Origin of the sequence: Afipia broomeae ATCC 49717 (genome assembly GCF_000314675.2) — a bacterium.
In the GTDB taxonomy this organism is placed as follows: domain Bacteria; phylum Pseudomonadota; class Alphaproteobacteria; order Rhizobiales; family Xanthobacteraceae; genus Afipia; species Afipia broomeae.
Genome location: NZ_KB375282.1, coordinates 2,246,873 through 2,259,806, shown reverse-complemented (window position 1 = coordinate 2,259,806; position 12,934 = coordinate 2,246,873). Strand labels below are relative to the sequence as shown.

Below are 12,934 nucleotides of genomic sequence, written 5' to 3'. Positions count from 1 at the left end.
CGTCTTAAACTGGCCCGGCTTCCGAAAGGTCGCCGGGCCTCTTTTTCGAGAGCAGTCCAACAACCAAATATTTTACGTTCAACCCGAACAAAACTCCGCTTGATGCGTTGCAAGGTGTCGATCAATATTTGGCATCGATCCTGAACGATTGGGTGCGGTCGTGTTGCGACGCAAGAGCATTGCTTTATCGCTGATCTCGCTCACCATGGTTTCCGGCGGACTCGTTTTGGGTCAAACGACGCAAGCGACGACGCCCAGCCCACAAACAACCCAGACCGACAAGCCGCAGGACGCAGCCACCCCGGCAACAGGCGCGATTCCTCCGCAATCGGAGCCCGTTACCGTTGCGCCGGCGCAGCCGGCGGAGGCAACCCCCGCTCCGGTACCGGCTCCGTTGTCGCCGGCAGAACAGAAAGCCGCCGACAACAAGGCCGCTCTCGATGCGCTGCTTGCCGAGGCGACTGCGCTGAAGACAAGCTATGAAAACTCCAGGCGCGGCAGGACCAGGGCGCCGGTATCGCTGTCCGCATTCCGCAGCATGGAGTTGCGTCTTCAGATGGCCGCCGCGGCAGACCCGGCAAATGCCTCGGCGCTGGACATGGCCAATGCCATGCGCATGATCCAATACGGAATTCTTCAGCCGTCAGTTCAGATCGCGGCCGTCGCCAACCGTGAACTTTATGCCCATGAGATGGGACAGCGGATGCGGGACGACGGAATGAAGGTCGAGGCGTCAGGGCGCGGGAACAGCACGGTCCGGTTTGTGTCGCCGCAGATGACACGGCAGATGGCGATGCAACTGGTCGAGACGGCGAAAATTCCAGAGCAGGCGAGAGCCTTGCAGTTCAGGCGGGTGGTCTTCAGCAGTGGCCGCCGCTCCTGGACATATGACGTGGCACGAGGGCGGCTTCGCTAAATCGTTCTCAATCTGCAAGCAGAAAGAGGCCGGTCGATCGGACCGGCCTCTGATCGTTTTGGTGGTGCTCAGCTTACGCTTCGAGCACGGCGACGATTTCGAGCGTGCGCGGGTTCACGACCACGATCTCGCCATTAACGAGGAAGAACTCATATCCACGCCAATCGGGGTAAATCGTGACGACTTCCGCCGGAAGCGGGTGGAAGCTCACCGTTCGCGGAACACGCGTGCCGACGGAGATCGAGAAGTTCACGTTCGTCACAGGCTTGATGTTCTGCTTGGTGATCGAGGTGCGGATCGTCGTGCGCTGCTCGGTTGTAAGCTTTGCGCTGGCGCCAGCCTGACCGGTTGTTGCTCCGGTCTTCTGATCGCCCTTCATGCCATCCCTTTCGGCGGCATTCTTCTGATCGCCCTTCATTCCGTCCTTCTCGGCGGCGTTCTTCCGATCGGCCTTCATGCCGTCTTTCGACCTGTCCATATTCGTTTCGGACGCAGCCTTGCCGCTCTTCGTATCCGGGGCGGTTTCAGCGCCCTTCGACTTCATTCCATCCTTGGTGCTGTCCTGAGCACGCTGGGCATTCCCGCCCTCGCGAGGCATCTGGGCCTGGCCGCCCTTCATCTCACCGGATGGCGCGGCCTTGTCAGCAGGCGCGCCCGCAGATGGCGCTGTCTGCGACGCGGCAGGTGCGTTTGGAGCATTGCCCGGAGCCTGCGCCGAAACCAGTCCCGCACTGCCGATCAGGGCGGCCGTCGCGACCGTCATCAAAAGCTTGGTCTTCATATTATCCTCCTCGTTGTCTGCCCAATCCTCAACGAGAAGCCCTCGGCTCGGTTCCGTGTAAAAATGTTATGTTGCGTGAATAGTCGTTCATCCGGAACATTGGTCCGTAACGGCTGCGGAATATTTTCAGTTTACGAAACGGTGTCGGACTGGGCGCGGTAGCCATAGGCATGCGCCGCTGCAAACATCGCCCACATCGCGCCCAGCATCATCCAGAAATGACGCCAGTGATCGACGTCGATGATGAAGGCTTCGCAGACCGTTCCGAAGAAGGCGGAAAAAACCGCAAGATACATCCGCTGCCACGGCACGCGCACGAAAATCAGCTTGAATCCCATGATGACAGTGATGAACACAAGCGCCGGGAAGCAGACCCCGGCGATCCAGCCGCCCGACATGAAGGCATTCAGGAAGGAGTTGTGGGTGTCTTCAGGAAAGAACTTTGTGAACTGAAGCGGGCCTATACCGAACGGGAGTTCAAGGGCCATCTGGAAGCCGAGCGCGTGCCGTCCGAAGCGTCCGAAGCGTCCGCTGTCGTAGGTTTGGTTCAGGCTTGCCCGCTCCTTGAAGAGATCGCCGATGGAATCAATCGAGAGCAGCGCGATCAGGAGCAATGCCGAACAGATCGCCGCCGAGATCGCCACGGTTACGATGCGCGTGCGCTGCGCCTGTGACGGCGTCGTCACGTACATCAGCATCAGCATGAGGGCCGAGCAGCCTATCAATTGCCCCCAGGACGCGCGGGAGAACGCAAGCAACACAGCAAGGCTGACGATCCCCAGTGCAATTATGCTGCGGAAGGACTTCCCGAACGATTGGGTCACGACAGTCTGTAGCAGGAACAACGCGGGCAGGATCAGATAGGCGCCCAGCACGTTCGGGTCCTTGAACGTCCCGCGTGCGCGGCTGTACAGCGTGAAAGTGTCGTAGCCAACGAAATTGAAGTAGCCGGCGATGCCGGCAATGGACGCAATCAGCGCCCCGAAGATCAAGCCGCGCCGGAGAAATTCAAGCCGCGTGGCCGTATCTTCAGCCAGTACCATCGCGAAGAACATGCACGTGATGGCCATGTACCATGAGGTCAGGATCCAGTTCAGGATCTCGGATTTGTCGATCAGGTAGATCGAGCAGATGGTGTAGCCGATATTCAGCAGGAAGAGCAGGATCAGCAGCGGGATAAACACCGGACGCATGCGCAGGCCGGTCGCGAAGAAGAAGACCACCGACGCCAGCGTCATCAGCTCATAGGGGCTCGGCTCGATAAAGACGATCGCGCCGCCTGCGCCGACGGCCCACATCAACGCCCGCTGGATCGCCGCGATGCCGGGCGGCGTCGCAGTCGCGGGAAGGGCGTAGTCTGCGGCTGTGAGTGAAGCCATGCGAACCGAAATCCTCTCCGCGCGTTCTGCGCGTCAGCTCAGTAGGCGTTCTCACCCTTGATCAGCGCGAACGGTGTTTTGAAGAGGATGTAGAGATCGAACAGGACCGACCAGTTCTCGATGTAGTACAGGTCGAATTCGACGCGCTTCTGAATTTTCTCGTCGGTATCGACTTCACCGCGCCAGCCGTTGATTTGCGCCCATCCCGTGATGCCGGGTTTGACGCGATGGCGCGCAAAGTATCCGTCGACGGCTTCATCAAACAGGCGGCTTTGCAGCTTGCCTTGCACCGCATGGGGACGAGGGCCGACCAGCGAGAGATTGCCCTTGAAAACGACATTGAAGAGCTGCGGCAGTTCGTCGAGGCTGCTCTTGCGAATGAAACGGCCGACGCGGGTGACGCGCTTGTCACCCTTGGTTACAACTTTGGAGGCCAGCGGGTCGGCCTGATCGTGAAACAGCGAGCGGAACTTGAAGACGTCGATCCGCTCGTTGTTGAAGCCATAGCGCTTTTGCAGGAACAGCACCGGGCCGGGGCTGTCGAGCTTGATGGCGAGGGCGACGATCGCCATCACGGGCGCAAGCAGGATGAGGATGATCGCGCCGACGATGCGGTCGAACGCCGACTTCAGCACCATGTCCCAGTCGGTGATCGGCTGCTCGAACACGTCGAGGGTCGGGACCTTGCCGAGATACGAGTAGGAGCGCGGGCGGAAACGAAGCTTGTTGGTGTGTGCCGATAACCGGATGTCGACCGGCAGCACCCACAGTTTTTTCAGCATATCGAGAATGCGCGTCTCCGCGGAGATCGGCAGCGCAAACAGCACCAGATCGATCCGGGTGCGGCGGGCAAATTCAACGATGTCGTCGATCTTTCCGAGCTTCGGCTGGCCGGCACAGGTGTCCAGCGCGCGGGAGTCGTTGCGGTCGTCGAACACGCCGAGAATCTGAATATCGGAGTCATCCTGCGCTTTGAGTGCCCGGATCAGGTTTTCGCCGTTCTGGTCGGAGCCAACGATGATCGTGCGGCGGTCAAGACGGCCTTCGCGCGCCCAGCGGCGGACCAGCGCGCGCAGAACCACTCGCTCGGCAAACAACGAGGCCAGTCCGACGAAGAAAAATGCCGAAAGCCAGACGCGGGAGATCGTATCGCCGAGCTTGGCGAAGAAGGATGCGCCGATAAACAGCAGAAAAACGAAAGCCCACGACGACGCCATGCGCGTCATCTGGCGAAGCTGACCACGGAAAATCTGCACATCATAGATTTCAGCGGCCTGAAAACTGACGACCGCGCAAGCGGCCACACCGATAATCGCCGCGGCGTACTGCCAGGAGAAACCGCTCGTGCCCGGCAGCACATACGCAAGATAGAGCGCAAGCCCGACTGCGGTCAGAAGCAGGAAATCCACGATGCGGACAACGCCGCTGATAACGACTGTCGAGTAAGCCTTTCGGACTTTCTCATTTGCGACTGCAAGCGCGGCAGGAGTCAGACGCTTGCGGCGTTCCACCCTCGGAGCGCCGTCAACGGCGCCCATGGTGGCTGATCCCGCCGCAGCGGCATTCATCATCGTTCTGACGTCGATCGGTTCCACGGCCAAAATTTCCGTTGTTGTACCGTCATGTGGCGATAGGCCAGGGGGAACCAAAGTCCCCCAGCCTCATGCCTAGACAACAAATCGGAAGAATTAGTTATCGTCGATAAAGGTAGGTTAACGTTCGTTAAATGCGTCGCGATACCCGCTTATGACGCCGTCGACCATCGCCTTCTGCGAGAAGTGAACGAAGATGCGCTCGCGGAGATTCCGGGCACGCTCGCGGGTTGCATCCATATCGGCAAGCGCCATTTCGATCGCATCCGCCATGGCGCCGACGCTGTTTGCGACAAAAAGTCCGCTGGTGTGCGGGCCGAGGATTTCGGGAATGCCACCGACGCTGGCCGCGACCATCGGGATACCGGCAGCGGCGGCCTCAATAACAACGTAGGGCATCGAGTCGCCGCGTGAAGGGACGACGAGCAGCCTGCCTTTCGAAAAGCCAAACCGGGCCCTCACATGACCGATGAACCGCACGGCGTCGCCGAGGTTCAGGCGGCTGACGAGGGCCTTCAGGGCCTCGGTCTCTTCACCGTCGCCGGCGAGGGTCAGCGTGACCGGTTTGCCGTCGGCCCGCAGCCGCGCCACCGCCTGGATCAGCAGATCCGCGCCTTTGATCTCACGAAACTCGCCGACATAAACGACGTCGGTCGCGTCTTCGGCCGCGGGTACGGGATCGAACTCGGATGCGGTAACGCCGTTGAAAACGCAGCGAACCAGACCGGCAGGCTTGCCGACCACGCGCAAATAGGTATCGCGTGCGAACGCGCTCTCGAACAGAAACAGGTCGGTGCGATTCATCAGGGTGCGTTCCATCCGCGCATAAGCGCCGCCTTTCAGCGTGCCCGGTGGATAGTGCAGGGAACCGCCATGCGGGGTGTAGACCCGGATCGATTTCTTCGATTTGCCTTTCAGGCGAACGAAGGCGCCGGCCTTCGCGCCGTGTCCGTGCAGAACGTCAGGCTTCAGCGATCGCGCCAGACGCAAGAAATGCAGGGCCGTCAAGCTATCGACGGGATGGGGCTCCCGGCGAATGGCGAGGCGATAAACCCCGAGCTTGAGCTTCGGGGCGATCTCCTTGAGCGCTGTTTCCGCCCGCTCGCCGCCGGTCAGGCTGTCCGCAAGAATGCCGACCGCATGCCCGCGTTCGGCCTGTCCCACAGCAAGATCGAGAATATGACGGAAAATCCCGCCGACCGGCGCACGAACAGCGTGGAGAATTCGCAGCGGAGAAGTCGAAGTCTCGGGCATCGTCAGAACCAGCGCTCGGCGACTACGACGGTGTCCCCGGGTTTCAGAAGCGTACCAGGCGGCACGACAGCCTGAACGGTGCCAGCTTCGCCCATTCGGGTTAATTTGATGCTGCTTCGCTGCGCGCGAGGGGTGAAGCCGCCGGCAATGGCAACGGCGCTCTCCGCCGTCATGTTCGGCACATAGGGATATTGGCCGGGAGCGGTCACTTCGCCGAGGATGAAGAAGGGCCGGTAGGTTTCGACCTCCGCCGCAACATAGGGCTCGCGAAGATAGCCGTTCTTGAGCCGGGCCGTGACAGCCGCAGCCAATCCTGCTGGCGTCAAACCTCGCGCGCGCACCGCGCCGATCAGCGGCATGGTGATCGAGCCGCTCGCATCCACCATGTAAGTGTTGGTGAGGCCTTCCTGGCCGTAGACGACAATGCGTAGCCGGTCGCCGGCATTCAGGCGATAGGGCTCATCGTGCGCGCTATCGCCGGGAGGGACAGGGGTTGTCGCGACGCTGACGGCGCGCACGGGCTGAACCGGACCGTAGGCAATCGCATCGAGGCTGCCGTTGTCTATGACCGCCACCGGTGCAGCCGTCCGCATGCAGCCCGACACCGCGAGCGCGAGGATGAGGCAGGTGAAACTCGCGCGGCTGCGCTGCATGGGAGAATCCAAATAAGTATCGATTCTGATTAAGAACTTTCATGGTTAATAAAATATGACCTCAGGTGACTGGCTTGCCGCCGAACGGCGCGCGCACCCTCCAATTAACCCCGCAGCAACCTTAATGGACTGTAATCGGCGCGTAGGAGATCTGGATTCGCGCCAGTGCAGTAGCGTCCGGGTGGAGAGTATTCGATGCGTTTTTCGTTCTGGCGTGACTGGATGGACAAGGTGCCGTTCCGGGCCAAAGTTGATGCGGTTCCGATAGCCGCGGCCCATGCGCCGGCGGTGCCTGTTGCATCCCCCGAGCTTGGCGACGTCGATCTTCGTGCGATCTGGGACACGCTGGTTCGCAAGCGGATGTGGGTCATTGGGCCGACGGTGCTGGCGTTCGTGCTCTCACTCCTCGTCGTCAATATCATTACGCCGCGGTATAAATCCGAAGCCCGCATCCTGATCGACGGCCGGGAGAACATCTTCTTGCGTCCGAATGGGGATCGCGCCGAGGAGCGGGGCAGTCTCGATGCGGAAGCGGTGACAAGTCAGGTCCAACTGCTGCTGTCACGCGAGCTTGCTCGCGACGTCATCAAGGCGAACAAACTCTCCGAGTTGCCAGAATTTGACCCGGTTCTGCGTGGCGTATCGCCGCTGCGAACGCTGCTGGCCCTGTTCGGGATTGTCCGGGATCCCTTCAAGATGACCCCGGAGGAGCGCGTCCTCGAGGCTTATTATGAGCGGCTGACGGCCTACGCGGTCGACAAGTCGCGCGTCATGGTGATCGAATTCCAGTCGCAGAATCCGGAACTGGCGGCGCGTGTCACCAATTCGATCGCCGATGGCTATCTGGTGCTTCAACAGGCTGCGCGGCAAAATCAGGCGAAATCGGCCTCGCAATGGCTGCTCGTGGAGATCGAGAGCCTGCGCAAGAAGGTTGCGGATGCCGAGGCGAAGGTCGAGGAGTTTCGCTCGAAGTCAAATCTCTTCGTCGGCACCAACAACACCACGCTGTCCAATCAGCAGCTTGGCGAGTTGAACACGCAACTCAACAACGCGCGGGCATTGAAGTCCGATGCGGAATCGAAGTCGCGGCTCATCCGCGAAATGCTTCAGAGCGGCAAGCCGATCGAAGCATCGGAAGTGCTGAATTCCGAGCTTGTTCGCCGCCTGTCCGAGCAACGCGTCACGCTTCGTGCGCAGCTTGCCGAGCAATCGTCAACGCTGCTCGGCGGGCATCCGCGCATCAAGGAGCTGAAGGCGCAGATACTGGATATCGATCGCCAGATCCGCGAGGAGGCGAGCAAGATATCCCGCTCGCTTGAAAACGACGCCCGTATCGCGAGCGCCCGAGCTGACGGGCTCAACGGCAGTCTCGATCAATTGAAGCGTCAGGCGTCCTCCACCAATGGCCAGGACGTTCAGTTGCGTGCATTGGAGCGCGAGGCGAAGGCGCAGCGCGACCTGCTGGAATCCTATCTCGCCAAGTATCGCGAGGCGACCACCCGCGAGAATATCGATACGGCTCCAGCGGACGGCAGGATCATTTCCCGCGCGATCGTGTCGAACACGCCGGCGTTCCCGAAGAAACTCCCGACGGTGTTGATCGCCACCATGGCAATGCTAATGCTAAGCGCTGGCTACATTACGACGAGTGAATTGCTGCGCATGACCGCGCCGCGTCCTAGCGTGACTGCGCGCGCTCCGATTGCCGCTCCACGCGACACGCCTCCGCAAGTGCCTACCGGTATCGTGGAAATCGAACGGCTCGCAGCAATGCTGCGCGGGGGCGCGGCTCGCAAGATCACCGTTATTGGCGCCCATCAGGATGAAAGTGTCACGCTGGTCGCGCTGACGCTTGCCCGGCTTCTGTCGCGAAACTCCAAGGTTGTCCTTGTCGATCTCGCGATGGCGTCTCCGACATTGGCGGCGGTCTCGACGGACCCGGCATCGCCGGGGCTGACGGAACTGATGCAGGGCTCGGCGTCATTCAGCGACATCATCACCAAGGATCGCTTGTCGGCGGTTCATATCGTCGGGGCGGGGCGAGACGCTGCGCAGCGGCAGTTGCTGCAACTGCCGCGGATCAATCTGGCGATCGATGCTCTGTCGCGGGCCTATGACTACGTCGTGCTCGATGCGGGAACCGCGTCGGATCTGCCGGCAACCGTCATCGCCGCGCAGGCGCATGCGGTTATCATTCCCGATCCCGCGATCACCGCGGCTGCACGCGAGATGATGAAGACCCAGCTTCTTGAATCGGGCTTCGCCGGCGTGACCATTCTGACCACATCACTGAACGCAATGGATATCGGCGCACCCGGTGAGCGGGTCGCGGCGGCCTGAACCGTTCGCAATATATCTTGCTTAGCGAGAGATGGCGTTGCGCAGCAGTTGCGCCATGTGCATCAGCGCCGGGTTATGTTTGACCAGCCGCTTGGCATGAGTCAGCGACGACATGCCCAGCGCTGCGAATTTTCCCCGCGCGGTCAAGGGAATAAAGGCATCGAGCAGAGGCTCGTCTTCCTTGCAAAATGTCAGCTTGTATTCGTCCGATCCCACGCCGAAATCGACCGAGCGATAGCCGCGATCGCCGAAGTGATCGATCATGTAGCGCAGCAGGATCAGGCCCGGGCTGTAACGCGCGTTATCTGAAATCGTATAGGTGTTGAACATGGTGGAGAAACGGTCGCCATCAGCGACGCAGGAAAAGACCGAGATCAGTTCGCTGTCGCACTCGAGCGTGTGAAGCTCGATGGCGCGGTCGCCGTTTGGCAGCTTTGCCAGGCAGGCATCGCGGACAAAGGCCTTGGTCGCTTCGTCGGAAAAGATATCCGGCAATTTCGAAAGCGCCATGCGCTGCGGCTTGATGATGAAAAACGCATCCAGGACGCGGTTGATATCGGCGTCGGTCGCCGCCACTGAATAGCGATAGCCGGGGAGAGACTGTAGCTTGCGCTCCTTGTTGCGCAGTCGCCGCCGCGTCGATGTGCTGATGCGGTCTTCCGGCTTGCAACCGGGAGTCATCGTCATCATGGGGCAGGCATTGGTTGAGGGCTGTCCAGCGAGCAGCGCCAGCGGATTGAGGATGTTTTGCCAGCGTTGCGGCTGTTGCGCGAAGGCGAGGACATCGACGCCATCGGGTTGGCCGCGGATCGCAGAGACCAGAGCATCGAGTTCCGCCCGTGTCACAGTCTCCGCGAAATCACGACGCCATAGCGCCATGTTGAATGTCGGGTGCTTGCCGCCCATGAAGCGCGCGACCTTCGCGCCATTCTCGCGGCAGATCACCAGTGGCAGCAACAGCAGCGGCTGATTATGCGCGTTGCTGGCAATCACGATAAACGGTGATGCGCCTTCATGTTTGCCGAGGGTCTGTTGCCACGCGTCCAGCAGTTCAAAGCGCTGATAAGGCGTTGAGAGGTAATCGGGCCCCTCGAAGGCCCGCCAGCGAGGCTCTGACTCTGACATGGTGCGAACGACATCGACGCGCGCGATGCGGTTTGAAGCCGGGTGCGCTGGCGTGTTTGTGTCGGAGCCGTGAAGTGCTGCAGCCATGGTCATCGGACGACCTGAATTCCTGGGCATTTTGAGATTTCGGCTTGAGCGACCTTATTCAAAGAAATGTCAACAAAGAGTAATGAGAATGGGCGCGGGGCAGGCGTCGTGTGGTGGTTCGCAAGTCCGCGCTCCCTTCGCCGCGCGTTCCTTTGCGGATTTGCAAACCAAAGCCACACGAGAATCTATAAATTGCTAGTGTCCTTTTGAATCCGAAGTTGGCGCCGGAAGGTGCTGTAAGATAAAGCGAACTTCGGATTCAGGATATTAGCGCGCGGAGGGTGGCTAAGTGCGGTTTCGGAAGAGCATGCTGGCGGATGTGGGGCTGGAGCTCGGCTATTTCAGCGGCATGGCGCGCGCTCTCGAACGGCGAACCGGCGGCTCGGGAGCCATTCTCAAGTTCGAGCACGTCCGGCCGGGGCGTGACGATCCGTTCCAGCCGCTGCGATCGCATGACATCACCCCCGAATTCCTCGACAAGGCGATTTCCGCCCTGAAGCAGTGGGACTTTGATTTTCTCTCCATCGGCGAGGTTGCAGAACGCGCGCAACAGGCGGCCCTCGCACGCCGGTTTGTCTGCCTGACGTTCGACGGCGGCCATCGCGATTTCATGACGTATGCGTACCCGGTGTTGTCGCGCCATCGTGTACCGTTCGCCCTGTACATTCCGACGGGCTTTGTCGACGGCATCGGCAAGGCGTGGTGGCTTGCGCTTGAACAGGTTATCGCGCGCCATGCTCGCATTGGCCTCGTGATGAACCGCACTGAAAGGCATTTCTTTGCAGCCAGTTTTGCGGACAAGTATCTGCTTTACGACGTCTTGCACGCGTGGATGATGACCTTATCGCCAGACGACCTTGCGATCGCGATCGGCGACCTGTGCGGCCGTTACGGCGTCGATATCAACGAGGTCTCGCGTGACATCGCAATGAACTGGCAAGACCTCGCCAAACTGGCGCGCGATCCGCAGGCGACGATTGGAAGCGCTACTGTCAATTATCCCAACCTGGCGCGCACAAAGGGCACGAGCGCTTCGCGGGAAATGTCGATGGGACGAAGGGTGTTGGAAACCGCGCTAGGCGGCCCATGCCTGCATTTTGCCTACCCGTTTGGTGGGCAGGATTGTTTTGGCCCCCGGGAGATAATGCTGGCGCGGGAGGCGGGGTTTACCACTGCGGTGTCCGCCGGGCCCGGGGTTATCAGATCCGACGGTCGGTCGGACCTGATGGCGTTGCCACGGATCGCGTGGGACGGGCGGCGGAATTCGCTCCGCGCGCTACGCGTGATCTTGTCGGGTATCACCGTACGAAAGGCGAAGGCACATTCGCCGGAACCGGCCACCAACTACGGCTGAGGATCCGGCCGCGACATCCATGCGATCAGCGGCATTGCGGGCAGGACCCAGCCGAGGCCGGCCACCACGTAGAAGATCGCCTGAGCAAGCTTCGATGCCGCAAGCCAAGGGGTTTGGGCAATCGCCATGCCGGCCAGCGACCACACAACCACGAGCCCCAAAAGGCCGAAGGTTCCGATCAGTTTTCGCGTGCGAATCGTCATGACATAATTGTGCTGGTGGCTGCAAACACGCGTCTTGCGTGGAAAAGTGCGGCGACTATAAGGACCGCGCGAATTCATTCAAGGCTGCATTTCGGATCATGACCGCTCCCATCCCAATCGTTCGACAGGCAGGGACCGCTGGTATGCGCGGCGTCCGCGCGTGGCTCATTGTTGTGGCCGCCCTTGTTGTCTGCACGCTGATGGTCGGCGGCGCGACGCGGTTGACAGAATCCGGCCTCTCCATTGTCGAGTGGAAGCCGGTCACCGGCACCATTCCGCCGCTGACGGACGCCGAATGGAGCCGGCAGTTCGAAGCCTACAAGACCATTCCGCAGTATCGCGAAATGAATCGCGGTATGAGCCTGTCCGAATTCAAGACCATCTTCTGGTGGGAATGGGGACATCGTCTGCTGGGACGGCTGATCGGTGCGGTATTTCTGCTGCCGTTCCTCTGGTTCTTGTGGCGCGGTTTTCTGTCGCCCGGGCTTCAGCGCAGACTGTGGATCATCTTCGTGCTTGGCGGCCTGCAGGGCGCGGTCGGATGGTGGATGGTGAGTTCGGGCCTCACTGAACGGGTCTCCGTTTCGCAGTACAGGCTCGCCATTCACTTCATGCTGGCGCTTTTCATTTTCTCGGCAGTCGTCTGGCTACTGCGGCGGCATATTCAAGGTGGCGTTCCATCGGTTGCCCCGCTGCGCGTGAAGGTCGTGGGCAGAATTCTGCTGGTGCTGGTGTTTCTCCAACTCTATTTCGGTGCGCTGGTCGCGGGCCTTCGGGCCGGCCGGGTGTTCAACACCTGGCCGCTGATCGATGGCGCATTCATCCCGTCATCCGCGCGGCTGTTTTTCGAACAGCCCTGGTGGCGAAATTTCTTCGACAATACGCTGACCGTTCAGTTCAGCCATCGCATGATCGCTTATACGCTTCTGGTCGTTGCCGTCGCTCATGCGATCGACGCGGCGCGCTCCCGGACAAGTCCCGCTATCGTGTCCGGCGCACTCTGGATCGTGGCGGCGATGCTTGTTCAGGTGGTCATCGGCATCCTGACGCTGCTTAACCAGGTGCCGATCGATCTCGGTTTGGCTCATCAGGCTGTCGCGATCGTCATTCTCACGACGACGCTGTTTCACGTCGAGCGGCTGGGCCGAGCGCTGCCCGATCGAACGCCCGCCAAACTTCGTCTCGTGGTCGGCGAGGGTGGTTGAAATCGAACTATTCTAAAGTGGCGGAAATTCCGGAAGTCGCTGAGT

The 12,934-nt window shown here is 60.5% G+C and carries 11 protein-coding genes; 4 read left to right on the top strand and 7 right to left on the bottom strand.

Translation table 11 applies throughout. The features are described from left to right. The first annotated feature begins 160 nt into the window (after positions 1-160). On the top strand, positions 161-916 hold the full coding sequence (locus HMPREF9695_RS10420; RefSeq protein WP_041712075.1) for a superantigen-like protein SSL4: 756 nt from the start codon (positions 161-163) through the stop codon (positions 914-916). A 73-nt stretch (positions 917-989) separates the two neighbouring features. Here HMPREF9695_RS10420 and HMPREF9695_RS10415 read toward each other — a convergent pair whose 3' ends face one another. From HMPREF9695_RS10415 to HMPREF9695_RS10395, 5 genes are all read right to left on the bottom strand, one after another. Beyond that, positions 990-1,697, bottom strand: coding sequence for a DUF1236 domain-containing protein (locus HMPREF9695_RS10415; RefSeq protein ID WP_006020814.1), 708 nt, complete (start codon positions 1,695-1,697; stop codon positions 990-992). 131 nt (positions 1,698-1,828) lie between these two features. After that, entirely contained in the window at positions 1,829-3,076 is a 1,248-nt protein-coding gene (locus HMPREF9695_RS10410; RefSeq protein WP_006020813.1) for an O-antigen ligase family protein, read from the bottom strand. A 38-nt stretch (positions 3,077-3,114) separates the two neighbouring features. Further along, the gene (locus tag HMPREF9695_RS10405; RefSeq protein ID WP_041712073.1) at positions 3,115-4,671 is read right to left on the bottom strand and encodes an undecaprenyl-phosphate glucose phosphotransferase; all 1,557 of its coding nucleotides are present in this window, start codon (positions 4,669-4,671) and stop codon (positions 3,115-3,117) included. A gap of 117 nt (positions 4,672-4,788) precedes the next feature. Further along, complete coding sequence (locus tag HMPREF9695_RS10400) at positions 4,789-5,922, bottom strand: glycosyltransferase family 4 protein (RefSeq protein ID WP_006020811.1); 1,134 nt, start codon at positions 5,920-5,922, stop codon at positions 4,789-4,791. A gap of 2 nt (positions 5,923-5,924) precedes the next feature. Continuing rightward, on the bottom strand, positions 5,925-6,575 hold the full coding sequence (locus HMPREF9695_RS10395) for a polysaccharide biosynthesis/export family protein (protein ID WP_006020810.1): 651 nt from the start codon (positions 6,573-6,575) through the stop codon (positions 5,925-5,927). A gap of 195 nt (positions 6,576-6,770) precedes the next feature. On the opposite strand from HMPREF9695_RS10395, the gene HMPREF9695_RS10390 reads away from it, so the two are divergent. Continuing rightward, the gene (locus HMPREF9695_RS10390) at positions 6,771-8,915 is read left to right on the top strand and encodes a GumC family protein (RefSeq protein WP_006020809.1); all 2,145 of its coding nucleotides are present in this window, start codon (positions 6,771-6,773) and stop codon (positions 8,913-8,915) included. 21 nt (positions 8,916-8,936) lie between these two features. On the opposite strand, the gene HMPREF9695_RS10385 is transcribed toward HMPREF9695_RS10390, so the two are convergent. Continuing rightward, on the bottom strand, positions 8,937-10,133 hold the full coding sequence (locus HMPREF9695_RS10385; RefSeq protein WP_006020808.1) for a GNAT family N-acetyltransferase: 1,197 nt from the start codon (positions 10,131-10,133) through the stop codon (positions 8,937-8,939). A gap of 301 nt (positions 10,134-10,434) precedes the next feature. On the opposite strand from HMPREF9695_RS10385, the gene HMPREF9695_RS10380 reads away from it, so the two are divergent. After that, positions 10,435-11,481 (top strand): polysaccharide deacetylase family protein, encoded by a 1,047-nt coding sequence (locus HMPREF9695_RS10380; protein ID WP_051054976.1) that lies wholly within the window; start codon positions 10,435-10,437, stop codon positions 11,479-11,481. Here HMPREF9695_RS10380 and HMPREF9695_RS10375 read toward each other — a convergent pair. Then, positions 11,472-11,684, bottom strand: coding sequence for a DUF2842 domain-containing protein (locus HMPREF9695_RS10375; protein ID WP_006020805.1), 213 nt, complete (start codon positions 11,682-11,684; stop codon positions 11,472-11,474). The two genes, HMPREF9695_RS10380 and HMPREF9695_RS10375, sit on opposite strands and share 10 nt — an antisense overlap. A 143-nt stretch (positions 11,685-11,827) precedes the next feature. Between HMPREF9695_RS10375 and HMPREF9695_RS10370 the strand changes: the two genes are divergently transcribed. Further along, the gene (locus HMPREF9695_RS10370) at positions 11,828-12,889 is read left to right on the top strand and encodes a COX15/CtaA family protein (RefSeq protein WP_006020804.1); all 1,062 of its coding nucleotides are present in this window, start codon (positions 11,828-11,830) and stop codon (positions 12,887-12,889) included. Positions 12,890-12,934 lie beyond the last annotated feature (45 nt).

What these genes read in the sequence shown, in the direction of transcription:
- HMPREF9695_RS10375 (WP_006020805.1), bottom strand. Translation starts at nt 11,684, where the DNA reads ATGACGATTCGCACGCGAAAACTGATCGGAACCTTCGGCCTTTTGGGG.
- HMPREF9695_RS10395 (WP_006020810.1), bottom strand. Translation starts at nt 6,575, where the DNA reads ATGCAGCGCAGCCGCGCGAGTTTCACCTGCCTCATCCTCGCGCTCGCG.
- HMPREF9695_RS10415 (WP_006020814.1), bottom strand. Translation starts at nt 1,697, where the DNA reads ATGAAGACCAAGCTTTTGATGACGGTCGCGACGGCCGCCCTGATCGGC.
- HMPREF9695_RS10410 (WP_006020813.1), bottom strand. Translation starts at nt 3,076, where the DNA reads ATGGCTTCACTCACAGCCGCAGACTACGCCCTTCCCGCGACTGCGACG.
- HMPREF9695_RS10380 (WP_051054976.1), top strand. Translation starts at nt 10,435, where the DNA reads ATGCTGGCGGATGTGGGGCTGGAGCTCGGCTATTTCAGCGGCATGGCG.
- HMPREF9695_RS10400 (WP_006020811.1), bottom strand. Translation starts at nt 5,922, where the DNA reads ATGCCCGAGACTTCGACTTCTCCGCTGCGAATTCTCCACGCTGTTCGT.
- HMPREF9695_RS10390 (WP_006020809.1), top strand. Translation starts at nt 6,771, where the DNA reads ATGCGTTTTTCGTTCTGGCGTGACTGGATGGACAAGGTGCCGTTCCGG.
- HMPREF9695_RS10370 (WP_006020804.1), top strand. Translation starts at nt 11,828, where the DNA reads ATGCGCGGCGTCCGCGCGTGGCTCATTGTTGTGGCCGCCCTTGTTGTC.
- HMPREF9695_RS10385 (WP_006020808.1), bottom strand. Translation starts at nt 10,133, where the DNA reads ATGACCATGGCTGCAGCACTTCACGGCTCCGACACAAACACGCCAGCG.